The 23521-nt window shown below is 64.9% G+C and carries 24 protein-coding genes; 7 read left to right on the top strand and 17 right to left on the bottom strand.

From position 1 onward, the window contains the following. Positions 1-188 precede the first annotated feature (188 nt). The gene (locus OH491_RS21045) at positions 189-941 is read left to right on the top strand and encodes an energy transducer TonB (RefSeq protein WP_068772571.1); all 753 of its coding nucleotides are present in this window, start codon (positions 189-191) and stop codon (positions 939-941) included. Between the two features lie 256 nt (positions 942-1197). Here the strand turns inward: OH491_RS21045 and OH491_RS21050 are convergent. From OH491_RS21050 to OH491_RS21120, 15 genes are all read right to left on the bottom strand, one after another. Then, a protein-coding gene (locus tag OH491_RS21050) for an IS5 family transposase (protein WP_145928461.1) occupies positions 1198-1970 on the bottom strand; the annotation gives its coding sequence in 2 pieces (ribosomal slippage) (positions 1198-1655 and positions 1655-1970; 774 coding nt in all). An 80-nt stretch (positions 1971-2050) separates the two neighbouring features. Beyond that, positions 2051-2428, bottom strand: a complete 378-nt coding sequence (locus OH491_RS21055; protein ID WP_068772570.1) for a VOC family protein — start codon at positions 2426-2428, stop codon at positions 2051-2053. A gap of 147 nt (positions 2429-2575) precedes the next feature. Beyond that, positions 2576-3787 carry a helix-turn-helix domain-containing protein gene (locus OH491_RS21060; protein ID WP_068772569.1) on the bottom strand — a complete coding sequence of 404 codons (1212 nt, stop codon included), beginning with the start codon at positions 3785-3787 and terminating at the stop codon, positions 2576-2578. A gap of 198 nt (positions 3788-3985) precedes the next feature. Continuing rightward, positions 3986-5722 carry an ASKHA domain-containing protein gene (locus tag OH491_RS21065; RefSeq protein WP_068772568.1) on the bottom strand — a complete coding sequence of 579 codons (1737 nt, stop codon included), beginning with the start codon at positions 5720-5722 and terminating at the stop codon, positions 3986-3988. Further along, positions 5719-6639, bottom strand: a complete 921-nt coding sequence (locus tag OH491_RS21070; RefSeq protein WP_068772567.1) for a DUF1638 domain-containing protein — start codon at positions 6637-6639, stop codon at positions 5719-5721. Before OH491_RS21070 ends, OH491_RS21065 begins: the two co-directional genes overlap by 4 nt. Positions 6640-6749: 110 nt before the next feature. Then, complete coding sequence (locus OH491_RS21075; protein ID WP_068772566.1) at positions 6750-8045, bottom strand: sialidase family protein; 1296 nt, start codon at positions 8043-8045, stop codon at positions 6750-6752. Positions 8046-8275: 230 nt separating this feature from the next. Continuing rightward, positions 8276-9430: a uroporphyrinogen decarboxylase family protein gene (locus OH491_RS21080; RefSeq protein WP_068772565.1), complete on the bottom strand. Its 1155-nt coding sequence runs from the start codon at positions 9428-9430 to the stop codon at positions 8276-8278. 214 nt (positions 9431-9644) lie between these two features. Further along, on the bottom strand, positions 9645-10643 hold the full coding sequence (locus OH491_RS21085; protein WP_068772564.1) for a uroporphyrinogen decarboxylase family protein: 999 nt from the start codon (positions 10641-10643) through the stop codon (positions 9645-9647). Positions 10644-10688: 45 nt separating this feature from the next. Continuing rightward, on the bottom strand, positions 10689-11315 hold the full coding sequence (locus tag OH491_RS21090; protein WP_342750674.1) for a hypothetical protein: 627 nt from the start codon (positions 11313-11315) through the stop codon (positions 10689-10691). Beyond that, positions 11297-12367, bottom strand: coding sequence for a uroporphyrinogen decarboxylase family protein (locus OH491_RS21095; protein WP_084442597.1), 1071 nt, complete (start codon positions 12365-12367; stop codon positions 11297-11299). Before OH491_RS21095 ends, OH491_RS21090 begins: the two co-directional genes overlap by 19 nt. Before the next feature lie 135 nt (positions 12368-12502). After that, positions 12503-13141, bottom strand: a complete 639-nt coding sequence (locus OH491_RS21100; RefSeq protein ID WP_068772562.1) for a cobalamin B12-binding domain-containing protein — start codon at positions 13139-13141, stop codon at positions 12503-12505. A 184-nt stretch (positions 13142-13325) separates the two neighbouring features. Further along, positions 13326-15314 carry a family 20 glycosylhydrolase gene (locus OH491_RS21105; protein WP_068772561.1) on the bottom strand — a complete coding sequence of 663 codons (1989 nt, stop codon included), beginning with the start codon at positions 15312-15314 and terminating at the stop codon, positions 13326-13328. A 149-nt stretch (positions 15315-15463) separates the two neighbouring features. After that, on the bottom strand, positions 15464-16408 hold the full coding sequence (gene tal, locus OH491_RS21110) for a transaldolase (protein ID WP_068772691.1): 945 nt from the start codon (positions 16406-16408) through the stop codon (positions 15464-15466). 205 nt (positions 16409-16613) lie between these two features. Further along, positions 16614-18023 (bottom strand): CCA tRNA nucleotidyltransferase, encoded by a 1410-nt coding sequence (locus OH491_RS21115; protein ID WP_068772560.1) that lies wholly within the window; start codon positions 18021-18023, stop codon positions 16614-16616. Positions 18024-18108: 85 nt separating this feature from the next. Further along, positions 18109-18507, bottom strand: coding sequence for a DUF423 domain-containing protein (locus OH491_RS21120; RefSeq protein ID WP_068772559.1), 399 nt, complete (start codon positions 18505-18507; stop codon positions 18109-18111). Positions 18508-18687: 180 nt separating this feature from the next. Here OH491_RS21120 and OH491_RS21125 point away from each other — a divergent pair, with 180 nt between their 5' ends. From OH491_RS21125 to rpsI, 3 genes are all read left to right on the top strand, one after another. After that, positions 18688-19416, top strand: a complete 729-nt coding sequence (locus OH491_RS21125) for a TorF family putative porin (RefSeq protein ID WP_068772558.1) — start codon at positions 18688-18690, stop codon at positions 19414-19416. 141 nt (positions 19417-19557) lie between these two features. Next, on the top strand, positions 19558-19986 hold the full coding sequence (rplM, locus tag OH491_RS21130) for a 50S ribosomal protein L13 (RefSeq protein WP_068772557.1): 429 nt from the start codon (positions 19558-19560) through the stop codon (positions 19984-19986). Positions 19987-19998: 12 nt separating this feature from the next. Continuing rightward, complete coding sequence (gene rpsI, locus OH491_RS21135) at positions 19999-20397, top strand: 30S ribosomal protein S9 (RefSeq protein ID WP_068772556.1); 399 nt, start codon at positions 19999-20001, stop codon at positions 20395-20397. 304 nt (positions 20398-20701) lie between these two features. Here the strand turns inward: rpsI and OH491_RS21140 are convergent, their stop codons facing one another. Next, entirely contained in the window at positions 20702-21814 is a 1113-nt protein-coding gene (locus OH491_RS21140) for a uroporphyrinogen decarboxylase (protein ID WP_068772555.1), read from the bottom strand. Positions 21815-21936: 122 nt separating this feature from the next. Between OH491_RS21140 and OH491_RS21145 the strand changes: the two genes are divergently transcribed. Then, positions 21937-22188 carry an AbrB/MazE/SpoVT family DNA-binding domain-containing protein gene (locus tag OH491_RS21145; protein WP_068772554.1) on the top strand — a complete coding sequence of 84 codons (252 nt, stop codon included), beginning with the start codon at positions 21937-21939 and terminating at the stop codon, positions 22186-22188. Further along, on the top strand, positions 22185-22538 hold the full coding sequence (locus tag OH491_RS21150) for a type II toxin-antitoxin system PemK/MazF family toxin (protein ID WP_068772553.1): 354 nt from the start codon (positions 22185-22187) through the stop codon (positions 22536-22538). Before OH491_RS21145 ends, OH491_RS21150 begins: the two co-directional genes overlap by 4 nt. Positions 22539-22562: 24 nt before the next feature. Here OH491_RS21150 and OH491_RS21155 read toward each other — a convergent pair whose 3' ends face one another. Then, entirely contained in the window at positions 22563-22874 is a 312-nt protein-coding gene (locus OH491_RS21155; RefSeq protein WP_068772552.1) for a helix-turn-helix domain-containing protein, read from the bottom strand. Between the two features lie 211 nt (positions 22875-23085). Between OH491_RS21155 and OH491_RS21160 the strand changes: the two genes are divergently transcribed. Then, positions 23086-23397: a hypothetical protein gene (locus OH491_RS21160; protein WP_068772551.1), complete on the top strand. Its 312-nt coding sequence runs from the start codon at positions 23086-23088 to the stop codon at positions 23395-23397. The last annotated feature ends 124 nt before the right edge of the window (positions 23398-23521 follow it).

Raw genomic sequence — 23521 nt, forward strand, 5'->3', positions numbered from 1 at the left:
GTCAAAGGGGATCGCGCGAAGCGCGGCATTTATTTTTGCAGAAAGAAGTCAGCGGCGCTTCGCGCCTTCGGTTTTGACGGCAGGCAGGGATGCCTGCGCTACGGCTGCGCGTCGCCCGGGCGGTTGTGCTTGCGAAAGGGTGCGGTGCGGTCCATCTTGCAACCTGTCCAAAAACAAGGAGGCACCCCATGAATGCAAAGGCGTTTTCGAAGCGTGTGGCGGAGTGCGCCGTTCTCCTGCTTTTCGCAGGCGGAATCGGTTTTTCAGCGACCGGCGGCGGTGCGACGGAAACAGACGGCGGCGGTAACCGGGAATTGCGCGTGACGCGCATGGTGGAGCCCGTGTTTCCCGCCGGATTGACGGCGCAGGGCATTCTGCGCGGCGAGGTCACGGTGGTTTTTTCCGTCGATCCCGAGGGACGGCTCGACGACTGGCTGGTGCTGGCCGACACGCATGAGGCGCTCGCGCGCGAGACGGTGCGCGCGCTCAATCAATGGCAGTTCGAGCCGGTGCTTGCCGGCGGCATGCCCGTGTGGTCGCGCGCGCAGCTGCGGGTCACGTTCGAGGCGTCGGGCGCGGTCGTCACCAAGACGGTGATTGACTCTTTCGACATGCTCACCGGCGACAGGTTGAAATACCCCGCGACCGTGCGCGTGTTCGGCTCGCTGCGCGAACTGGATCGTCCGCCTGCCCTGAAACGGGACGGCGCGCCGTTGTATCCGGCGGAGCTGGCTGGCGCCAGCGCGGGCGGCTCGGCCTTGGTGGAGTTTTTCATCGATGAGAAGGGCCGCGTGCGCATGCCGGTGATAGAGAGCGCGGACCACGGCTTGCTCGGCATTGCGGCGGTGGACGCCGTGTTGAAGTGGGAGTTCGAGCCGCCGGTGCGCAACGGCAAGCCCGCCGTCGTGCGCGTGAAACAGCGGTTTGATTTCAAGGGCTGAGTGGTTTGGCCCGTCGCTGTTTGGGGATGCCGCTTCGCTCGGAACCTGTCCGTGATTTCGCGGGCAGGAATGCCCGCGCCCCCGGGCGGAATAAAGCAATTTTCGTTTATCTGTCGCATGTAGGGCTCGACCTTGCGTCGAGCCGGGATGGCATGGATGAAGGAGCCGCGTTGCGCACTGGAAACATCGCGGCCTGACGCAAGGTCAGGCCCTACGGGGCCGCTGTTTATTTGCGACAGAATAAACGAAAAATGCTCTAGGACCTGTTAGCACTATTGAGGAGTAGCCAAGAGAGAGCGAAGGAGACGAAAGAGCGGAAGAGGACATCGAGCTTGTCGTAGCGGGTGAAGACGCGACGGAAGCCCTTGATGCGGCGGAAGAGGCGCTCGACGTGGTTGCGCTGGCGGTAAAGTGCCTGGTTGAGTTTCCAGGGTTTTCGACGCAACGGGTTGGGCGGGACGACAGGCTTGAAGCCGAGCAGGCAGGCCAAGCCGCGGGTTTCGTTGCCTTCGTAGGCCATGTCCATGGCCAGGGCGCATCCATGCCTCGGGCATCCCAACTCGCCAATCAGCTCGCGTCCCTCGGGTCCGTCGCCGTTCTGCCCGGGCGAGAGGCGGAAGCCGAGGGCATGGACATCATTCGCGGCAGCCAGATGAATCTTGGTGTTCCGGCCTCCTCGTGATTTGCCGATCGCCTGAGGCCCGTTTTTTTCTCCGCCCCGGTCCCATCGGGGTGGACCTTCACGCTGGTACTGTCCAGCGACACCACCTTCAGCTCCAGATGCACCAGCCCTTCCTTCTGCAGCCGCTCGAACACCCGGTCCCATACTCCGCTTTTGCTCCAGCGATTCATCCGCGTGTAGATCGTGTGCCAGTTCCCAAACCTCTCCGGCAATCTCCTCCATTTGCACCCGTTCTCCGCCACATACAGCACCCCGTTTAGAAAGCTCAGCACATCAATGCTCACATTGCCCCGCTCCACCGGCAGGCTGTCCTTGATTCTCTCCAGGTGTTCCTTCGTCAGTTCCATTCCCCTCCTCATACGCATAAATCACCGTCAAGTGCAATTAATGTTAACACGCCCTAAAGGCGGGGGACCTTTTCAGCCCTTCAGCCTTTTTCTATCAGCTCCACTTCGTAGCCTTCGGGCGCGTCGATGAACGCGATGGTGTCGCCTGACGAGGTTCGCGTCAGACCGTCGCTCAGCTTGCAGCCTTTCTTTTCCAGTCCGGCGGCGAAGGCGGCCAGGTCGTCCACCTCGAACGCCAGGTGCATCAAGTCCGGCTGCACGCGCACCGGCTCGGCGCCGGGCAACTCGCAGAGCTCGATTTCCTCGTCGCTGCCCGGCGTCCGAAGGAAGGCCAGCTTCGCGCCGCGCGGCGAGATCGTCTGGCGGACGCATTTGAGGCCGAGGATTTCCTCATAAAACTTGATGGTGCGCGCGATGTCATCGACGCGCATGCGGGTGTGAAGAAGTTTTTTGACCATGAGGCGGACAGGGTTGCCCACATGCCGGGAAAACGCAATCGCAGCCGGCGGTCCGGCATGGCATTTTTGTCGTGCGCCATTTGGTGTCTGGCGGCGGCATCGGCAGTCCTGCGGGGTGTTCCGGGAGCCGCCCGCCGAACACCAATCTCATGCCTTGGAGTGCGGGGCGCGCACGCGGCGGCGGTAGTCGAGCGGGGTTTCGTTGAAGGTTTTTTTGAAGACGCGCGTGAAATAACTCTGCTCGCTGAAGCCGCAGGCGGCGGCGATTTCCACCACGGTGCTGCTGTCGCGCGCGAGCATGCGGCGGGCGTTGTCGAGGCGGATGCGCAGGAGCAGTTCGGTGAAGGACACGCCGGCGCGTTCGCGCATGAGGTGCGAGAAATGGCTGGCCGACAGCCCGGCGGCGCGGGCAACCTCGTCGCGCCCGAGATTTTCGGAAAAATGCTGCTCCATGTAGGCGACGGCGCGGGCCAGTTGCACGGCGTTGGGGTGCGCGGCGGGCGCGCCCATCGCGTCGATGAGCTGCTCGAGCATTTCGCAGAGCCAGTCCGACAGGTCCTCCTGCGAGTGCACGCCGGCCAGCTCGGTGAGCGAGCGGTAGTTGATGCCGAGCACTTTTTCGGGCTCGGCGCCGGCCTGCACGGCGGCGCGCGCCATCATGACGACGAGTTCGAGGGCGAGGGTTTTCAGGAGGCCGCGGCGCCCGGCGCCGCGGGTGTAGATGGCGGTGAGGATGCGGTTGATGATGCCGCGCGCCTCGGCGCGCTCGCCGCGCTGGATGGCGGCGAGGAGCGCGGGCTCCTCGCGCAGGTAGATGCTGCGGATGTCGTCGTAGAGGCGCTCCTTCAGGTCGTGCAGCGCCTCGGCGCGGCCGGACTCGCGCTCGGCGGCGAGGCGGTTTTTTTCGAGCAGGGCGGTGTTGGTGAGGTTGTGGCGCGAGGCGAGGTCGAGGAGCGCCCGGCTGGCGTCGAGCAGGCGGCGGTCGAGCGTGCCGGCGCCTTCGAGTTCCTCCAGCGACACGCCGCCGACGAGCAGGCCGCCGAGGATCTGGTGGTTGTGCATCACGGGGACGGCCCAGAGCGCGTGGCCGAACGGGCAGCACATGATGCAGGGTTCGCCCCAGCGCAGGGTTTCCTCGACGGACTGGCGGAAGACCGCGCGATGTTCCTCGGGCCCGGCGGTGCAGCGCACCTCGCCGCGCAGCAGGCCGCCGCGCGCGTCCACGGCGGCGAGTTCGAAGCCGGTCTCGCCGTGATAACTGATGGCGAGCCGGTCAAACTCGGCGATGGTCAGCGCGCCGGGAAGAAGTTCGGCGGGGCGGGCGGATGGCGGGCGGGATTTTTTGGCGGGAGGAGGCAAGGCGGAGGAAATTACGAATTACGAATTACGAATTACGAATTGGGCGCTGCCGCGCCGGAGAGGGACGGGGGTGGTTTGGAAAATGCAAGGGGCTGATGGGACGGATTCGGCTGGCGGGTGGCGTATGTTATTTTTTGGGATTTGTCCGATTGGAATTTTTTCTTGTTACTTGCCACTTGTCACTTGGGACTTGCGCTCCTACGGGAGCGCAAGCTGGTCGATATAGGTATCCTCGAAGGCCGGCTGGAGGTTGAGCTCGATGCTTTCCATCAGGTCGCAGGCGCGGGCGATTTCGGGGAGGAGCCCGCGGTCTTGCAGCACGGCAAGCGCGCCGCCGAGCGAGGTGTTTCCGACGACCTCGATCTGGCGCGGTTCGAAGCCGGGGAGCAGGCCGCAGGCGATGGCGTTGTCGAGGTCGAGGTGCATGCCGAAGCCGCCGGCCAGGTGCAGCGTGCGGATGTCGGCGGGGGCGAGTCCGGCGATGTCGAGCAGGGTGGCGATGCCGGCGGCGACGGCGGCCTTGGCTTGCAGGAGGCGGGCGATGTCGGGCTCGGTGACAAGCACCGGGCCGGAGCGTCCGCGCGGGTCGAGCACAAAGGCGCGGGCGTCGTCGTGCGTGATGAACGCGGATTCCGCGCCGGACGGCGGCGGGGCGGCGAAGCGGCCGCGCTCGTTGAGGAGGCCGGAGCGGCGGCCCTCGGCGAGAAAGTCGATGTAGGCCGAGCCGCAGATGCCGACGGACCGGAGGTGGTTTTGGCCGGCGTTTTTTCCGCCGCCGATGAGCGAGAGTTTTTGGGCGAACGGGTCGCGGGAAAAACGGATGTCCTCGATGACGCCGTCCACGGCGCGCATGCCGCTGGCGAGCCCGGCGCCCTCGAAGGCGGGGCCGGCGGCGGTGGCGGTGCCGAGCAGGCGCGGGCCGTGCTTGAGGATGATTTCGCCGTTGGTGCCGACATCGACGAGGAGCGCGGGGCCGTCGTCGTGGAGCAGGCCGGTGACGAGGATGCCGGCGGACAAATCCGCGCCGACGTAGGCGGCGGGGCCGGGGAGCAGGTGGGCGTCGGCGGGCGCGCTTCCGCCGAACGAGAGCCCGAGCGCGGCGGGCACGAGGCGGCGGTGCCCGAGAAACGGCGGTGTGAACGGGAAGACGCCGATGGGCGAGGGATCGACGCCCGCGAGGAGGTGCAGCATCACGGTGTTGCCGGCGACGACCAGCGAGCGCACGTGCGCGAGGTCGGCGGACGCGTTGGAGCAGGCTTTTTCCAGCAATTGCTGGATGGTGCCGGCGGCGGCGGACTGGAGCACGGGAAGGTTTTTTTGCGGATCGGCGGCGCAGAGGTTGATGCGGGTGAGCACGTCCTCGCCATGGCGGACCTGCGCGTTGAAGGCGGAGGCGGTGGAAAGGGTTTCGCCGGTGCGCAAGTCGCAGAGCAGGAGCGCGACGGTGGTGGTGCCGAGGTCAACGGCCGCGCCCAGCCACGGTTCGCCGGTGGAGGCGGGCGGCGGCGCGAGGGGATCGAGGGAGCGGGGGATTTTTATCCGGAAATTGGATACGACGGAGGGCTCGTGGCGCAGGAGGGCGCGCGCGGGGATCTCGATGAATGCGGAATGCGGATTGCGGAATGCGGAATTAATCGATCCTTCGACGGCCTGGGTTTGTAATTCCGCATTCATCGCGTGGCGGCAGGCCTTGATTGTCGCGGGGGCATGGATGGTTTCGTTTGTATCAATGGAACGGATACTTCCGGCGGCAAGCCGGACCTCGCAGGCGCGGCAGAGGCCGCGTCCGCCGCAGCGGGTGTTGAGCGGGTGGTGATGCGCGGCGAGAAGGGCGGAGAGCGGCTGCGCGGGCGAACCGGGCACGGGGAGCGGGATTTCGTGCCCGCCGTCAGGCGTGCGGATGATGAGGCGTGGGGCGGGCGATGCGGGTGTCATGAGTCATGGGCATTCTGGCCGTGGACGCCTTCGCCGGGCACGGGCGGGACGCCCGTGCCACCGCAGGGCGCTTCCGCGCCGCTGTTTGTTTGGGATTTGGCCCTTTGGGATTTGGCCCTTTGGGATTTGGGATTTTTCCCTGCGGGCGGCTCGTCAACGGCCTTGATGACGCGGTCGTCGATGCTGAGCTGCACAAACTGGCGCGGCTGCACGACGAGGAAACGGTCGTCGTCCCAGCGGCCGGCGAGCAGGTCGCGGAGGAGCCGCGGGTCGCCCTGCACGCGCCGGAAATCCCAGCCCATCCAGCAGGCGCAGCGGCGGGTGTAGGCGATGTTGGCGTCCGCATCGCCGACGCCGAGGTCCACGTAGGCGGCGGTGGTGTAGTGCGCGTGGAGTTCCTTTTCCATCTCGATGAGGTAATCGGCCTCCTCCTCGGGAAATTTTTTCAGGAAATCGTCGCGCAGTTTGGCGAAGCGGTCGGGGCCGGGCGCGGCGTGGCATTTGTTCCAGCCGGGGCTGTACCAGTAGGTGGCGGGGTTTTCCTGCTGGAACTGCTGGTAGCGTTCCTTCGAGCCGAGCAGGAGCGTGATGCAGTCGTGCGCGCGGGGCACGACCATGCGGCAGCGGCGCAGCGGAATGGCTTCGATGCCGCGGCTGCACACGCCGTAAACCAGCGCGATGGCTTCCGCCCGGCCTTCGGCCTCGACGGCGGCGACCGCCCCGGCGACGGTGGTGTTGAGGCGCGCGGGCTCGTTGTGCAGGCCCTGCGGGAGAAACGTGAGGCTCGTGATGTGCGGCAGCCCGGCGGCAAACGCGCGCACTTCATCCTCCAGCACGGCGCAGGCGATGATGGCGGTCCGGGGCGGAGAAACCGGGGCGGGCGCAGGCGGGAGGGCGTTGTCGGAATCGTGAGGCACGAGAGGGGAGACGCTGAAGCGAAAGGAAGACAGTGGGCCGGCACTGCCGCGGCGGAAACATCAAAATGGAAAAGAAAGCGCAAAACAGCCCTGGTATTTGCCTGTGCGTATTATTGTCCGTGTGCGAGATCGGGTGGCGAATCGGCCATCGTGAGGGTGCGGAAGTTTTTTATGCGATGGAAGGTGACGCAGTTGGAGTTGTGGATGTTGTAGGCGTCCCAGGCGGTGCGGGACACGGCGATGAGGTCGTCGCCGTCGAACTGCCAGTCGAGGTATTGGAAGCCGAATTTGTCGCGGTTGGTCAACCGGCGGCCCTCGCCCCAGCGGAGGATGACGCTGTGCTCCGTCCAGTTGCGCAGGTCGGGCGAGGACGTGAGCATGATGACGTTGCGCTGCACGCGCGGGTGGTCGCGGCCGGTGTAGTCGGGCTGCGGGTTGGTGATTTTGTTGATGAGGCTCCAGTAGCGGTTCGTCCGCGGGTCGTGGCGGATGGTGAATTTGGTGATGCCGCCGGGGAAGTGGATGAAGCCGGTTTTCGGATCGAAGGTGAGCGTCTTTTCGTCCTTCACCTCAAGCAGCGCGGCGGTCTCGAAGCGCGGGATGCCGGCGGCGGAGCCGGTGTGCGGAAAATCCTTCGCGGCGGGCGTGGGCGGGTCGTCGTTCAGGCGCATGATTTCGACGAGGCGGCCGCCGGGCCCGGGGACAACGTTGCCCTCCAGCCAGCCGTTGCGCGGGCCGGGGAGCCATTTAGGCTTGAAGGCGACGCGCTTGGCGAGCGTCCAGCTTTTCGCGTCGAGCAGGTCGGCCTCGACCGGCGCGGAAATGACGAGCGCGCCGAAATAATCGCCCGACCATTTTTGCTCGGGGCCGCCGGTGTAGTCCTCGAACGCGCGCCAGATGCGGCCGTTGTGGATGACGACGGGCACGGGGGCGCAGTGAAACTCGCGTCCGCCGCGCTCGGTGAGCAGGCCGGACCGGGCATCGGCGGGAGTCGTCCAGGTGCGCCCGCCGTCGGAGGATTGGCGGATGGCAATCTCGCCGTATTCGCGGTTGGCGCCGAGCAGCCAGACGGCCCCGTTATGATAAAACAGGGTGGACCAGAACTGGTCCTGCAAGTGCGCGAGCTGCGTCCAGGTTTGGCCTTTGTCGCGGGAAGAGAACACGCGTGACGAGTGCAGCAACGCCTTCGCATCGGGGTCGGTTTTCTTGCCGAAGAAATCATGCGACACGAGGTAGGAGCCGTCGGGCAGGATGAGGAGGGAGGGCGAACCGACGAAGTTGTGCTCGGGATTCGGCGAGGTGGCGACCACGACGCCGGGTGGCGGCGGGACGGCGGGGGCGGCGGCGTTTAATATAACACCGGCGAGGAGCGCGACGGCGAGGAAGGGGAGACCGGGTGTTTTCATGTTATTATAACGTTTTCATTTATATTGGCGCGGCAGCGCCGGTAGGGCGAAGCCTCCGGCTGAGCCGCGGCTCAGCGGGGACGCCTCGCCCTACCTTTTGGGCCAATGGTGAGAGAAAATACTATATATGATGTCAATTTTCATTGGCGTTCCTCCATTTGAAAAAATTCAATCTTTTGGGAAATGACTATTATATATTTTGCGGCCACGGGCGGGGCCGCGAAAATAAATCAGATCATCGCCTCGTAGTTCCCATATATGGCGGCGGTCTCGACGAGGGCGGCGAGGTTTTCGCGCTTGGCGGCGCGGGGGACGACGCAGCCGGAGCCGAGTATATAACCGCCGCCCGCGCCCGCGCCTTCGATGCACCGACGGGCTTCGCCCATGATTTGCGCGGGGGTGCTGTTGATAAACGAGAGGGTGTTGACGCCGCCCATGAGCGAGGCGCGGGCGCCGACGGTTGCGCGCACCTGGGCGGCGGTGACACCGCCGAGCGGATCGAGCGGGGCGATGCAGTCGAGGCCGGTCTCGACCAGATCCTCGATGATGGGCATCACGTTGCCGCAAATATGACAATACACGCGGGCGTCCTTGTCGTGGGCGTGAACCTCGTCGCAGAAGTGTTTGAAGCGCGGTTTTATAAACCGGCGCCACAGGGCGGGAGAGATGACGGACATGTTGCCCGCGGAGTCATTCAGGCGCAGGACCTTCAGCCCGAGGTCGAGGTTGAACTTGGCGCGCTCGATGGCGATTTCGACGCCCTTGTCCATCACGGCCTCGACGAGCTCCGGTTCCTCCAGCAGGTCCATCAGCGCGTTGTTCATTCCCCGGAATGATATATAAAACGCGAGGGTGGGGGAGTCGCAGTCGCCGATGATGTCGAGTTTATCCCCGGCCCGCCGCTGCTGCGCGCGCATGCGCCCCGCCCAGCCGAAACGCTCGTAGTCGGCGCGGGTGGGGACGTGCATGCGGGCGGCGTCCGCGACGCTGTTTACCAGGGGATTTTCGCACGTCCAGTAGTGATGGTGCGCCATCATATAGGGATCCTCCAATATAAACATGGCCGGATCGTCGAGGTGGGTGACGAGGCCGCCGAGCATGTCCACCTCGCCGCGCCGCGCGCCGTGCTCGTCGAACTCGATGACCTTGCCGTCCTGCTCCCGGATTTTTTTGGCGGGGAAATGCCACATGCGCACGGCGTCGAAGCCGCAGGCGAGACCGGCGTCGGTCATCACGCGCAGGGCGGTTTCGGGGCTGGTGACGATTTCCTTGAGATCAACGCCGAGGATGACGGCGGCGAGGTCGACCCATATTTTGGGGATGACGGGGACCCGGTCGGGTTTGCCGCCGGAGATGGCGGTAAAGACGCGTTCTTGGGCGTTCATTTGGGCTGGGGATAGAAAAGCTGAAGAGTGGCTAAATCGGATTAGCAAAAAGGCAAAATAAAAATGCAAGGGCGACGCGAAAAAGAAAAACAACCGGAATGGTTTTGTGTGTTTGGGGAGGACAAAGAGAAAGGGGAAATTGATTGCATGCATCAATCTATACTAATTTCTTCTGCGGAAATTTAATCTTCCCTCCCCGGAAAGGCCGCGCATTTTATGGTTTTATGGGGGCGCAGAGGGCGCGGAGGTTTTCCGGCGGGGTGGGCGGGGGGATTTCGCAGCCGGCGTTGACCATGAACGGCGCGCCGGCGATTTCGTAGCAGCGAAGGGAGGCGGCGCGGATGGCGTCCGGGGTGCTGTTCATCACGCCGGCGACGGGGTTGATGTTGCCGCCGAGCACTATTTTCGGGCCGAGGATGCGGCGGGCCTCGGCGAGGTCCACCATGTGGTCTATGTCGATCACGTCGAGGCCGAGCGTGGCGAGTCCGGGCAGGATATGCGTGATGTTGCCGCAAATGTGCATGCGCACGAACACGCCCATGGCGTGGAGCGCGTCCACGAGTTTTTTCTCCAGCGGGAGGATGAGGTTTTCGTAGGTGGCGGCGGAAACCTGGCTGGCGACGGCGTCGCCGATGCCAATGGTGTCGGCGCCGGCCTCGACTTGCGGGCGGGCGAACTCGACGGCGACATCGACGCAGTGCTCCATGAGGGCGCGCGCATAGTCCTCGTCGTCGAGCAGGTCCATGAAGAAGTTGGAGACGGTGCGCAGATCGCCGGCCTCGGCCGCCGGGCCCTCGACCCAGCCCATGATGGAGTAGCGGTCGCCGGCGCGGCGCTTGTATTCGCGGACGGCGTTGATGCGGTCGAGCATGCGTTCCGCCTTGAGGGGGTCGGGGCGGGGGAGCCTGGTGAAGTCGGGGTCGTCCTCCAGCGGGTGTTTTTCGCAGTAGGGAACGCCGTCGCGGGGGTAGATGATTTTCGCGCCGTAGCCCTGGGTCTCGCGGTAGGGGTCGGACATCGTGTTCAACTGGTCGATGCCGAATTCTTCCGCGCAGCGAAGGTTGGACTCGGCGAGCACGCGGTAGTCGGACGCGAAGGCGTCGTAGTGCGAGCCGATGTGCTCGGCGGCGAACTGCATGAGGATGGGCAGGCGCGGGAGGATGTCGGGCCGGCGGCCTTGGAGGACGGCAAAGTAGCGTTCGCGCGGAGTCATGGCGGGGTGTGAAAAATTAAGAATTAAGAATTGGGGCGGGGAAGTTCAGAGGGTGAGGGGGATGATTTTATCGTCGTCGGCATTGGTGGCGGGGGTATCGGCGGCGGGGGGCGTGATAATCTCGTCGGCGAGGGCGAGCAGCGTGGAGAGAAACAGGGGAAGCGTTTGTTGCGCGGCGCGGACACGGGCCCAGGCGGCGCTGAGGCAGACGACGAGCGTGCGCGGCCAGCCGACCACGCGGTCGAACTCGGCGAGCAGGCGCGGCGCGGCGATATCGGGGATTTTTATGAAAAGGTGTGAGACCGGCTCGCCGGGGACGCCGCACATGGAGCGGACGGCGACGGGCAGGCCGGCGAGTTCGGGACAGCACGGGCAGGGGAGGGTGAGTTTGTTGACGCGCGCGCCGGGGAAGTCGGTGTCGTCACTGTGGCGGGCGAGCAGACCGCCGTCGTCGATGACGAGGACGGCGGTGCGGGCGGAGGCGGGGCAGGCGGCGAGTCGCCGCTGAATGCAGCGCGTGCGGCCGGAGCGGCGCGGGCCGGTGACGAAGGTGCAGGGCGGAATGGCGGGCATGGGCGGGTCGCCCATGCCACGCAAACCCACGGGCGGGACGCCCGTGCCACTCGAACCCGCGGGCCGGCCGGCCGCGCCGCTTAGCTCGTCACGGGGCATTGCATGAAGGCGTCCACCTTGCGCATGATCTCGGCCTCGCTGCCCGGGACGCTGAGCACGTCGCATTCGGAGCCGAGGATGAAGGGGTGCCCGGCGGCGGACATTTTTTCAACGAGTTCGCAGGCCATCTGGGCGACGGCTTCGGCGCTGAGCTGCGTGGCGTAGAATTGTTTGCTGGGCAGGTTGCCGTAGAGGACGGTGTCTTTCGGCACGAGCGCGGCGTCTTTCCAGAGCGCGCGCGAGCAGCCGAGGCTGATCATGGACGCGCCGAGCGTGGCGAAACGGTTCACCATCTCGTCGGTAAGCTCGCCGCAATCGTGGAAAATCAAGTCCACGCCGCGCGCGCGCAGCAGCGCGGCGATGCGGCGCATGGGCTCCATCACGTAGCGCTCGAAGACGTCGTAGCCGGTTTCCTCCTGCTGTTTTGGCGAGAAATAAACCAGGTTGGCGGCGGGCTCGCAAATGACGAGGGCCTTTGCACCGGCGTCGATTTGCGCCGTCAGGTAGCGGTGGATGACCTGCTCGCCGAGCGCGAGGAGGCGCTCGACCAGCGCGACCTCCGGGTCGTCCTCGGCGGCGAGCCCGTTGCCCGCGAGGAAGACCGGCATGATCGGGTCGGTGACGAGCTTGGTCATCAACGAAAACGGCCCGATGCCCATGCCCATCGGCACGAGGGCGGGATGGGTTTCGGCGATGTGCGTGATGGCGCCGCAGGTGGCGGTCATGCGCGGCGTGAGCGGGATGGACGCCGGGGCGGCGGGCGGCTCGGTGAAATGATGGCTGTCAGCCTGGCTGGCCGGGATGCCGCAGGCGAGGAGCAGCGCGGCCTTCTCCAGCGTGAGGTCCATGAGCGGCATGGCGAGCGGCGTGGAAAAACGCGCCGCGGCCTCGGCCACGGTCGCGCCGAGACGCGCGCCGTCGTGAATGATGGCCTCGTGATCGGCATGCCGGTGCAGCACGAGATGCGTGCCGATGGGCACGCGGTGGTTTTGTCTGGCGAGGTCGAGGAGGAGGGCGCGGGTCATGGGGACGATGGGATTTGCGGGACGCATGCGACAGGCATGGGCGCGGGCCTGGCAGACTTGGCGTGTTTTTGCGCGGAACCTGTTCGCGATCTTCTTCGCGATGAGGAACGAAACGCAGGCTGGAAAGCCCGCGCTCCTGTTGCGGGGGCGCCGGGGCGGAACTCAGTTCGCGCCGACGAGTTCGACAGCCTTTTCGACGGCGGAACCGGCGTCGGCGGTATAGGCGTCGGCTCCGATTTCGTCGGCGAATTGCTGCGTGATGGGGGCGCCGCCGATCATGATTTTGCCCTTGGGCAGATTGGCGGCCTTGAGGGCGGCGACGGTGGCCTTCATCGCGGGCATGGTGGTCGTGAGGAGCGCGGAGAGGCCGATGAGGTCGGGATTGTGCTGCTTGGCGGCGTCGATGAATTTCTGCGGATCGACGTTGGTGCCGAGGTCGATGACGCGGAAGTTCGCGCCCTTCCACATCATGGCGACGAGGTTTTTGCCGATGTCGTGGAGGTCGCCCTGCACGGTGCCGATGACGGCGGTGTATTTCGGGACGATGCCGGCCTTGGCGAGGAGCGGTTCGAGCAGGATCATCGACTCCTTCATGGCGCGGGCGGCGACGAGCATCTCGGGAACGAAGATTTCGTTGCGCTTGAATTTCTCGCCGACGATGCCCATGGCGCGCACGAGGGCGTCGTCCACGATTTGCTGGAGCGGGATGCTGGCATCGAGCGCCTGCTGGGTGAAGGCCTTGGCGTCTTTGCTGCGGCCGATGATGACGGAATTCGCGAGTTGTTCGAGAATGGGGTGCATAGGTTGGTTTGGATGAGGAAAATGATTTTTTGAATCCGGGGAGAAGGGAGGAAAAACGACGATAAACCTAGCAAAATGCGGGGTGGAATGCTTGCACTTCGGTGCGGAAAGTTGGGATTCCGGTGCGGATGCGGTCCCGCGGGGTCACGCACCCGTGGGATCGGGCGCAGGCGCGGCGGGATATTTACATGAAGGGCAAAGAGATGATCGCATTGTTTGCGGTCCAGTCGAGTTTGGGAAAGCCGGCGCGGGGAGCGGGGCGGCCGAGGCGGCGGCGGAGGCGGCGAGGCCAGCCGCGCGGAAGGAGCATGGCCGGGCCGCTGGTGAGTTCGGGGCGGCCGATGGCGACTTGGCCGAGCCCGCGCAGGGCGATGCGGAGCGGGAGGCGCGGGTCATCGACGGGCACGGAAAAGGGGCGGGCGAGGGCGGCGCGGGGACGGGCGGCCTCGGCGCGGAATTCGATGGTGAAGCGGCTGTGGAGGTCGAGCCAGGCGCCGTCGGGCCAGCGTTGTTGGACGACGATTTTCTGGAGGGCCGGAGCGTGGTTGTGGACGATGAAGGTGAGCTGCCAGCGTCCGCAGACGGGCGTGGCTTCGTGAACGCGCGCGGGATCGCGCCGGACGGCGCGGAGCCAGTCGCGCCAGGCCCGGAGGCGGGCCTGGTCGGCGTCGAGGATAAGTTCGTTCTGGCTGCGGGTGCGCGGGTCGCGGGTGCGCGTCCACATGAGGCGCGCGGCGCGGCGGGCCTGCCTGACGGCGGCGGCGAAGCCGCGGGCGGACGGGGTGGCGGCGCGTAAGGTCGATTGCCAAGTCCGCCTTGAGGCAGGCAGGTCCGGCGATGCCATTTGGCGAAGCGCAAAAACGGTTTGCTGGCAGGCGGCGATGAAGGCGTCCCGGGTTTCGAGGTAGTCGAGAAAGGCGATGCTGGCGGCGAGCGGGGCGGGCAGGGCGGCCCGGGGCGCGGCATGGGGCGTTTGGAGGCTGGCGGTTGAGGCTTTGGGGGGATTTCGGCGTTGGGTTTCGGGCTTTGTTTTCCGGGGCGCGGCGACATCCCAGCGGTCGTTGATTTCCCAGCGGGCGTAGCCGGTGAAGGCCCGGGCGTCGCAGGCGAGCGCGGCGCGGGCGGACGGGAGGGAGTTTTTGCGGCCGAAGAGGCGGGCAAAACCGCGCGCGAGCATGCGCTCGTCGTTGGCGGCGAGGGCGGGCGCGTCGAGCCAGAGCGAGGCGGCGGCGGCATCGACGACGACGGCCAGCTCGAACGCGAGGCGGAAGGGCTCCCAGGAGGTGACGAGGAAACCCGAGGCTTGCGTGCGGCGGCAGCGAGTCCACCAGGAGCGGAGGTTGGCGAGGCGGTCGCGGAAGAGCGGGAGCAGCTCGTGGCGGAAGGCGCCGTTCATGGGGCAGCCGTAGTAGTCGATGCCGCGGGCGCGGAGGGCGGGGGCGAGGTCGCGTTCGGCGAAGTTGTGCAGTTCCACGCGGGGAGCGCGGGCGAAAGGGTAATAATACCAGTCGTAGGCGGCGAGACCGCGCGGGAGCCGCGCGATGGCGGCGGGGATGAGGTTGAGCATGTCGGCCCAGATGCCGGCGCGGAGGCCGCGCGCGGCGGCGAGGGCGTGAAGGCGGCGGACGTATTCGGAAAAATGATACGAAAGGCCGCGGCGGGCGATTTCGTCGCGGCAGCGCGGGCAGCGCCCGAGCGAGAAGGATTCGTCGAGGCCGAGGTGGATTTTGCCGGCGGTGCAGAAGGGGAGGACGTCGCGGATGAGCCTGTCGGCGGTGTCGAGGGTGCGGGGATGGAGCGGGCAGAGCTGTCCGGCGGGCAGGGGCGAGCCGTCGGGGGCGCGGAGTTCGTTGAGGTCGCGCAGGCCGGGGGTTTTTATGAGATACTGGGTGTGGCCGAGGAGGTTGACGATGGGGACGGTGGCGATGCCGTGGCGCGCGGCGGTTTCGACGAGGCGTGCGAGTTGCGCGTGCGAGTAGGCATCGCGGCGGGCGACCTCGGGAAGGCCGGGGTAAACGACGGCGTCCTCAAGGTGAAGATAGAGCTCCTGGTAACCCCAGTCGGCATAGCGGGGCAGGAGGCGCAGGAGGAAGGGGAGGCGTTCGACCTGGCGTGCGAGGTCCCACTGGAAGGCGCGGACGGGAAGGGCGGTGCTGGCGGAGGCGGGGGGCAAGGTGGTCGGCAGGGTGTTTTATAGGGACCGCAGATGGAGGCGGCCGGACCGGGGGCATTTTGGGCGGAACTGTCGCCGCCGGGAATGTAACCCATTGGGTTACATTTCCGGCGAGGCCGGGCGCCTGTCAGGCCAAAGACTCGCGCGGATTATTTTCGTTTTTGCGCGATGAGCTGTTCGAGTTTCACGATGTCGGCGGAGAAGAGACGGATGCCTTCGGCGGTCTTCTCAGTGGCCATCGCGTCTTCGTTTAATGCGAAGCGGAAGGATTTTTCATCGAAGGAGACTTTTTCGATATTCGAGGCGGCGGCTTTCGCGGGGTCGAGTTTGCGGACGACGGGCTCGGCGGAGGCATTGAGCTCGGCGAGCAGTGCGGGGGCGATGGTGAGGAGGTCGCAGCCTGCGAGTTCGAGGATCTCGCCTTTGTTGCGGAAGCTCGCGCCCATGACTTCGGTCTTGTAGCCGTGCTTCTTGTAATACGTGTAGATTTGCGTGACGGATTTCACGCCGGGGTCCTCGGCGGGGGCGAAGTCGCGTCCGGCGTTTTTCTTGTGCCAGTCGAGGATGCGGCCGACGAAGGGAGAGATGAGCTTGATGCCGGACTCGGCGCAGGCGACGGCCTGGGGGAAGGAGAAAAGGAGGGTGAGATTGCAGTTGATGGCCTCTTTCTGGAGTTGCTCGGCGGCCTTGATGCCTTCCCAGGTGGAGGCGATCTTGACGAGGATGCGCTCGCGGGGGATGCCGGCTTTCTCGTAGAGGGCGATGATGTCGCGGGCCTTGGCGATGGAGCCTTCGCGGTCGAAGGAGAGGCGGGCGTCCACCTCGGAGGAGACGCGGCCGGGGACGATCTTGAGGATTTCGAGGCCGAAGGCGACGAGGAGGCGGTCGATGATTTGCGCGGTGGGAGCGGCGGCGGGGGCGTCGGCGAGCGCGCGGTCGACAAGGTGCGCGTAGTTCGGCATGACGGCGGCCTTGAGGATGAGGCTGGGGTTGGTGGTGGCGTCCCGCGGGGCGTATTCCTTCATGCTGGCGAAGTCGCCGGTGTCGGCGACGACGGTGGTGAGGGCTTTGAGTTGGTCGAGTTGCGTGGGCATGGCGTGGATGGATGGATTGTTTTTGACCACTAATGTTCACTGGCGGCGGGCACTGATAAACACTAATGAAGAGGAGTTCTAATGTATGGATTTAACCGCGAAGGGCGCGAAGGATGCGAAGGAAAGGCAGCGAAGCGAGCATCGTCTGGAGAGTTCGTTTTGCGATGTGGTGTCGGTTAATGCCGATGGGGCGGGTGGTTTTTATTCATGAGTGAGCATGGGTGGTTTTCAGATGCGTTTCCAGCCACATGTGCGCGCCGGATTCGTCGGTGAAGGCGCCTTCGAGCTGGGCCTCGAAGGCGGCATCGAGGATGGTTTTGAAATGCGTGCCGGGCTTGAGACCGGCGGCGATGAGGTGGCGGCCGAGCAGGATCGGGCTCGGCGCGTCGCGTTCGATGGCGAGGGCGGCGGCGCGGGCGCGGAGAAGCTCGATGCGTTCGAGCGTTTCGGGCGAGCGGACCGGCGGACGTCCATCGTGGTCGGCGCGCATGACGAGGCAGAGGTCGTCGATGCCGGCGGGGGCAAGGCGGCGGGCGAGGCGGCGGAGGCTGGTGTCGGAAAAATCGGGCTGGCCGTTGTGGTGGGCGAGGTGGTTGACGACGAGCGGGCGGACGAAGTCGATGGTGTCGCGGGGAGCGCCAATGCGGGCGAGAAACGCGTCCGAGAGCGGGCCGCCCGCCGCCTCGTGGCCGGGGCTTATCCAGCGAAGCTGGCCGCGGCGTTCGCCGAATTGGGTGGTGGCGGGTTTGCCGAGATCGTGGGCGAGGACGGCGAGGAGGAGGGCGCGGCGGCGTTCGGGAGGGGCCTGCGTCCAGTCGGGGATGCGGACAAGGGCGTCGCAGCAGTGCGCGGTGTGCGTGAACACGTCGCCTTCGGGGTGCCAGGCGGGATCCTGCGGAGTGCCGCGGAGCGCCGCGAGCTCGGGAAAATGCGCGAGCCATTCCGTTTGCTCAAGCACGTCGAGGCCGCGCGAAGGACACCGGGCTTTTTCGGCCCATTTGGCCCATTCGCCCCAGACGCGTTCGATGGGGAGTTCGGCGTAGGCGGTGCGGATGGAGCGGCAGAGCGCGACGGTTTCGGGCGCGAGCGTGAGGTCGAAGCGGGCGGCGAGTTGGAAGCCGCGCAGCACGCGCAGCGGGTCCTCGGCAAACGCCGCGCTGGTGTGGCGCAGGACGCGGGCTCGCAAGTCGCGTTCGCCGCCGTGCGGATCGATGAGGGTGTTGTTGAACGGGTCGTAGGCGATGGCGTTGATGGTGAAATCGCGCCGCGCCGCCGCCTCGGCATCGGTCAGGCCGGGCTCGGGCGAGACGGCGAAGCCGCGGTGGCCCGCTCCGGTCTTGGATTCGCGGCGCGGCAGGCTGAAATCATACTCGGCGCCGTCGATGCGGACCTTGATGACGCCGAAACTGCGGCCGATCACATCGGTGCTGCCAAAAGGCGCGAGCGCGCGGTGCAGTTCCTCAAACGTGACACCGGGCACCTCCACGTCGAAATCCTTCGCCTCCAGCCCGAGCAAGGCGTCGCGCACGCAGCCGCCGACGAGGCGCGGGCGCGCGCCGTCGCGGCGGATGGCCCGCAGGGCGGTGAGGAGAGGCTCGGGAAGATGCAGGTTCATGGACGCACTGAAAGCCCGAAGGCCGGACGGGGCAAAACAGAAGGACGAAAAACATGGGCCCACCTCTCGCTGGCCCGGCGCCCCTTCACTTTTCGCTCTTTTCAAACGCGCCCGCGATGACGAAGCCCCAGCCGGCGAGCAGCAATATCCCGCCGAGCGGCGTGACCGGGCCGAGCCAGCGCGGCCCGCCAAGCGCAAGCCAGTAAAGCGTGCCGGAAAACAGCACCACGCCGGCGAGCCATGCCCGTGAAGCCCGGCCGGGCCAGCGGGCCAGCCCCGGGTTTGGCCGCGCGCGGGCGAGCAATGCCACTCCCAGCAGCGCGACGGCGTGGATGAGCTGGTAGTGCACGGCGGTTTCCCATACGTCCAGCCGCCCGGCGGCCACGAGCCGCTCCTTCAATGCGTGCGCGCCAAAGGCGCCCAAGGCCACCCCGCTAAATCCCAATATTCCAGCCAATAAGATGTCGAACTGTCTGAATCTCATAATAGTCGCCACAAAGATTGGGAACGTAAAAATCATTCTCCTGTCCCACACGCGATAAGAAAAGGTGCCGGATGGAGCATGGGTAAAAACTTAAGACTTGTGTTTTACAAAGGTATCTTTTCTGTTACCAACGCCTTGCATGCCCCAAGGCACAACAAACTAACTACAGAACGAAAGACTATGAAAAAAGTTGCAATTCTCCTCGCCTCGCTCGTGGCCGGTTCGGCCATGTTTGCGCAAAGCAGCGAGCCTTCCTCCTCTTACAAGGTCTCCGCCGATTTCACGTATGCCAATGATTACGTGTTTCGCGGGATCAAACAGGCTGGCAACAGCTTCCAGCCCTCGATCGAGGTGACTGTTGATGATTTTTACGTCGGTTTCTGGACCAATCAACCCATCACCAAGCACCAGAATAACGAGTTGGACATCTACGCCGGTTACAAGCAGCAGATCACCGACAACCTCCAGCTCGACGTGATCGCCACCTATTACTGGTATCCCGAGGCTGGTGACTACGAAACCGGCAAGACCTACGAGGCCGGCGTCGGCGCCACCTATAATTTCCACGGCATTTCCGCCAGCGTTTACGGCTACTACGACTTCCGTCTCGAAGCCACGACGCTTCAAGCCTCGGCGGGCTACAGCTTCCCGATCGAGCCGCTCGGCACCTCGCTCGACTTCAACGTGTATCTTGGCACCGTTTCCGCCCGCGACGCCGCGCCCGACGCCTTGGCCACCGGCCAGAAGGAAGCCTACAACTACTACGGCGCCGACCTGACGCTGCCCTATCGCCTCAACGACAACGCCATCGTCCACGCCGGCCTTCATTATGCCAGCAACGACGGCGAGCCCGTCTGGGCCGACGACAACAAGCTCTGGTTCACCCTCGGCCTGACGATCGGCTTCTGATCGCCCGTCGCGTTCCGAGCAAAATTCGATCTCACCCGCCCCTCCGCAACGAGGGGCGGGTTTTTATTCTTTTCGATTTCGTGGCAATCTAAGAGTTGACAGCCCCCCGCCAGACGCTAGCACTTGACCCCTTTTCCTTTCATGAAAACGTTCCTCGCCAAAAAAGAGACAGTTCAACCCAAGTGGTATCTCATTGATGCCGAAGGGGTGGTCCTTGGCCGTCTCGCCGTCAAAATCGCCAACATCATCCGCGGGCGCAACAAGGCTTCCTACACGCCGCACGTCGACACGGGCGATTACGTTGTGGTCATCAACGCCGAAAAAGTCGCCGTGACCGGCAAGAAGGAGGAGAAAAACGAATACATGTTCTTCTCCGGCTACGTCGGCGGCGAGAGCTACCGTTCCTTCGAGCAGATGCGCGAACGCAACCCGGAGTTCATCATCAAGCACGCGGTCAAGGGCATGCTCCCGAAAAATCGCATCGCGGCCACGATGCTCACCAAGCTCCGCATTTTCAAGGGCCCGGCGCACACGCACGAAGCGCAGAACCCCGTCAAAATTTCCCTCTGATTTAAATAGCCCATGAGCGCTGAACAAGCCATCCACCTCGGCACCGGCCGCCGCAAGACCTCCACCGCCCGCGTCCGCCTTTTCGAAGGCACCGGCAAGCTCGTCGTCAACGACCGCGACATCGAGAACTATTTCTCGCACGAGAATTTCGCCAAGCAAGCCTACGCGCCCCTGCTCACCGTCGAGCTGCGCGACAAGATCGACGTCGTGGCCCTCGTTGACGGTGGCGGCGTCTCCGGCCAGGCCGGCGCGGTCGCGCACGGCATCGCCCGCGCGCTCCAGAAGATGAACCCGGAGCTTCGTTCCGCGCTCAAGAAGGCAGGCCACCTCAAGCGCGACCCGCGCGAGAAAGAGCGCAAGAAGCCCGGTCAGCCCGGCGCCCGCAAGCGCTACCAGTTCTCGAAGCGCTGAGTCCCGGCCCCGGCCGATTCCAGCTTGGCTGGAGAACGGTTTTCGCAGCCGCCCTTCCCAAGGAGAGGGCGGCTTTTTTTGCGCCTGCTCGAAAGGACGACTTTTTTGGTCTCACGCCATTTCGCATTCACGTAAATAATGGAGCCCTTGCGCCCCGAAGCGGACGATACGGAGGTCGTCCCTCCAGGAGCCCATGGTATGCGTTTGAATGCGACAGACGCAATGAGGGAGGCTCGCCTGTTGTCTCCCGGAAATGGGTTTCGCAATCGAGGCACCCGGCGCAGGCGGGGATTTGGCATAGGCGTCAGCGCCACGCGGTGACCGTCTCGACCAGCGCCTCCACGCATTCGATGCGGGCCTGCGGGGTGATGCCGTGGCCGAGGTTGAAGATGTGCCCGCCGGGAAGTCCGCGCATCGATTCGAGCAGGCGCGCGGTTTCGCGGCGCGTGATCGCGGGCGTGGTTTGCAGGATGGATGGGTCGAGATTCCCTTGGAGGGCGACGCTCGCGGGAAGGTTGCGGCGGACGATGGAGAGATCGGAGGTCCAGTCGATGCTGAGCGCGCACGCGCCGCAGAAGGCTTGGGCGATGTGGTGCGGCGCGGTGTTTTTCGCATAGAGAATCACCGGAAAATCCGGCGGCAGCGCGGCGATGATCTCGCGTATCCAGTTCAGGGAGGCAGTTTCGTAATCGGGACCGGCGATGACGCCGCCCCAGGAGTCGAAGATCTGGATGGCGTCGGCCCCGGCGGCGATCTGCATCTTGAAATAAGCGATGAGCGCGGCGGTGAGTTTGGCGAGGAGCGCATCGAACGCGGCGCGGTCGGTGTGGAAAAGCAGCTTGGCCCGGGCGAAATCGTCGGAGCTGCCGCCTTCGAGCATGTAGGCGGCGAGCGTCCAGGGGGAGCCGCCGAAGCCGAGGAGGGCCTTCGTGGAATGCGGAATGCGGAATGGGGTTCCGAGCGAAGCGACATGCCTGCCATGCGGAATGACGGATGGCGGCGTCGCGGCAGGGGTGAGTTCGTGCTTGAGGATGCGAAGGGCGTCGGCGACGTAGGCGAGCCTTTCGGGAACGGCTTCGGCGGGCGCGAGGGCGTCGATGTCGGCGCGGGTTTCGAGGCGGCGCTCCATCGCGATGCCGCCGGTGTCGCGGAAGGTGTAGGGCTGGCCGAGCGCCTCGGGAATGACAAGGATGTCGGAGAAGAGAATGGCGGCGTCGATGCCGGGGAAGCGGCGGAGCGGCTGGAGCGTGACCTCGGCGGCGAGCGCGGGCGTGCGCACCATTGCAAGGAAGGAGTGGCGGGCCTTGAGGGCGCGGTATTCGGGCAGGTAGCGGCCGGCCTGGCGCATGATCCAGAGCGGAGGGCGCTCAAGCGGCTGGCCGGCGCAGGCGGCGAGGAAACGGTCGCGGGAGGTCATGCCGGAATGCTGGGAGCCGGGGCGCGAAAGGCGAGACCGGAGGCGGGGGATCATGCCACTGTCCCCAATCATGCCAATCGCGGCCCCCTTGACAAAACAGGACGCGTAGGAAAAGGTAAGACATGCAACTCACACTCTCCAGCAAGGGACAGATTGTCCTCCCCGCCGCCCTGCGCCGCAGCCTGCGCCTGCGCCCCCGCGCCAAGCTCGAAGCCGAGGAGCGCGACGGCGGCATTTTCCTGCGCCCCGCCGCCCGCCCGAAAAAAGTCGAGCCGATTGAGTATCTGCCTCCCGGCGCGATCAAACTCACGCAACGCGAATGCGAAATGATGGACGCCCTTGCCGGGGAGGATGACGCCCCTGATTTTTCATGAGCACGAGCAACGCCCCCGCGCAATGGGATGTCGTCAAGGTCCGTGTCAACCCGCACGACCGCGACGAGCATCCCGCCGTCATTATCTCGCCCGATGAATTGTGCGCCAATCCGCACAAGGCGAAGCTGAACGTGCTCTATGGCACGACGCGCCGTCCGGCTGGCGGCGCGGGCCTGTTCGATGTCACCCTGAACGGAGCGGACGGGCTGGAGCATCCCACGAATTTTGATTGCTCCTATGTCTACACCATCGACCGCGCCCGAATCAGCACGCACATGGGGCGCGTGGCGCATGAACGCCGCCGCCAGATCGGACGCAAAATCATCGCCACATTCCGCCTGCCGATTTGACTGTCCCCAATGGGGACTTTTGTTTCAGTTCGTAATGGGTATCAGTCCATGCCCGCCCGCCCGGCGGCGGTAGCGGCTGCGCAATCCCAAGTCGGGCGCGGCGGTCTTGGCGAGCAGGGTGACGGGGTTCAGGCCCATCGCCTGCGCCAGCCGGAAAAACGTGTCGATGGTCGGCACCCGCATCCCGCGCTCCACGTAGCTCACCATCTGCTGGGAAATCCCAGCCCGTCCCGCCACCTCCGACATGGAAAGCACCTGACTCTCCCGCTCCTCCCGCAGCAATCGAGCCACTGCGGAGCAAACCTCCGAGCGAAGAGCATCTTCCTCTTTCGTCATTCCCCCATAAATCTCAAACCAAGGATTGCCTAACTATAACTATAGTTAGGTTTAGGTATTGGTGCCTGTCCGCAGTTTATTTTGGCTGTGCTTCGATTTTCCTTGTTAAACTGCCCGCAGCAGCCACTTCGTTCCGCAGGCCCGCGCCCGTTTCCCGCTGTTTGCAAATGGCCGCGCGCCCGTCTTCTCTAAAACAGGAGGAGCGCCCGCCATGGAGCTTTCCCGTCACCAAGCAGCGGCCGATCCGCTTCAAAAAGCCGGTCAGGAAGCAGACGACGGGAAGGCTGCGTCAAGGATGAGCATCATAAAGAAGCTGGCTGACACGGCATTGATACGAGGATACGACGACAAGGATCACTGCATCTATATAAACTTGCTCGAAAAGAAAAATGACCAGGACTGGGAATTGATAGAAATCAGGCACCAGAGATACCGGGAGTTGGGCATTCGGAAATTAAGCGTTCTCATGCTTGGACCCAATGGGGAGACATGGCGGCTTCCCGATGACATTTTCCCATCCTGAAGGGTCCATGCCCTATTTATAGTGTTTTCATTTAACATTGGCGCGACAGCGCCGGTAGGGCGAGGCCTCCGGCTGAGCCGCGGCTCGGCGGGGACGCCTCGCCCTACCATTTGGAGCCAATGTT

Source organism: Termitidicoccus mucosus (assembly GCF_038725785.1).
Classification (GTDB): Bacteria; Verrucomicrobiota; Verrucomicrobiia; order Opitutales; family Opitutaceae; genus Termitidicoccus; species Termitidicoccus mucosus.

What these genes read in the sequence shown, in the direction of transcription:
- OH491_RS21045 (WP_068772571.1), top strand. Translation starts at nt 189, where the DNA reads ATGAATGCAAAGGCGTTTTCGAAGCGTGTGGCGGAGTGCGCCGTTCTC.
- OH491_RS21055 (WP_068772570.1), bottom strand. Translation starts at nt 2,428, where the DNA reads ATGGTCAAAAAACTTCTTCACACCCGCATGCGCGTCGATGACATCGCG.
- OH491_RS21065 (WP_068772568.1), bottom strand. Translation starts at nt 5,722, where the DNA reads ATGACACCCGCATCGCCCGCCCCACGCCTCATCATCCGCACGCCTGAC.
- OH491_RS21075 (WP_068772566.1), bottom strand. Translation starts at nt 8,045, where the DNA reads ATGAAAACACCCGGTCTCCCCTTCCTCGCCGTCGCGCTCCTCGCCGGT.
- OH491_RS21080 (WP_068772565.1), bottom strand. Translation starts at nt 9,430, where the DNA reads ATGAACGCCCAAGAACGCGTCTTTACCGCCATCTCCGGCGGCAAACCC.
- OH491_RS21085 (WP_068772564.1), bottom strand. Translation starts at nt 10,643, where the DNA reads ATGACTCCGCGCGAACGCTACTTTGCCGTCCTCCAAGGCCGCCGGCCC.
- OH491_RS21090 (WP_342750674.1), bottom strand. Translation starts at nt 11,315, where the DNA reads ATGCCCCGTGACGAGCTAAGCGGCGCGGCCGGCCGGCCCGCGGGTTCG.
- OH491_RS21095 (WP_084442597.1), bottom strand. Translation starts at nt 12,367, where the DNA reads ATGCGTCCCGCAAATCCCATCGTCCCCATGACCCGCGCCCTCCTCCTC.
- OH491_RS21100 (WP_068772562.1), bottom strand. Translation starts at nt 13,141, where the DNA reads ATGCACCCCATTCTCGAACAACTCGCGAATTCCGTCATCATCGGCCGC.
- tal (WP_068772691.1), bottom strand. Translation starts at nt 16,408, where the DNA reads ATGCCCACGCAACTCGACCAACTCAAAGCCCTCACCACCGTCGTCGCC.
- OH491_RS21115 (WP_068772560.1), bottom strand. Translation starts at nt 18,023, where the DNA reads ATGAACCTGCATCTTCCCGAGCCTCTCCTCACCGCCCTGCGGGCCATC.
- OH491_RS21120 (WP_068772559.1), bottom strand. Translation starts at nt 18,507, where the DNA reads ATGAGATTCAGACAGTTCGACATCTTATTGGCTGGAATATTGGGATTT.
- OH491_RS21125 (WP_068772558.1), top strand. Translation starts at nt 18,688, where the DNA reads ATGAAAAAAGTTGCAATTCTCCTCGCCTCGCTCGTGGCCGGTTCGGCC.
- rplM (WP_068772557.1), top strand. Translation starts at nt 19,558, where the DNA reads ATGAAAACGTTCCTCGCCAAAAAAGAGACAGTTCAACCCAAGTGGTAT.
- rpsI (WP_068772556.1), top strand. Translation starts at nt 19,999, where the DNA reads ATGAGCGCTGAACAAGCCATCCACCTCGGCACCGGCCGCCGCAAGACC.
- OH491_RS21140 (WP_068772555.1), bottom strand. Translation starts at nt 21,814, where the DNA reads ATGACCTCCCGCGACCGTTTCCTCGCCGCCTGCGCCGGCCAGCCGCTT.
- OH491_RS21145 (WP_068772554.1), top strand. Translation starts at nt 21,937, where the DNA reads ATGCAACTCACACTCTCCAGCAAGGGACAGATTGTCCTCCCCGCCGCC.
- OH491_RS21150 (WP_068772553.1), top strand. Translation starts at nt 22,185, where the DNA reads ATGAGCACGAGCAACGCCCCCGCGCAATGGGATGTCGTCAAGGTCCGT.
- OH491_RS21155 (WP_068772552.1), bottom strand. Translation starts at nt 22,874, where the DNA reads ATGACGAAAGAGGAAGATGCTCTTCGCTCGGAGGTTTGCTCCGCAGTG.
- OH491_RS21160 (WP_068772551.1), top strand. Translation starts at nt 23,086, where the DNA reads ATGGAGCTTTCCCGTCACCAAGCAGCGGCCGATCCGCTTCAAAAAGCC.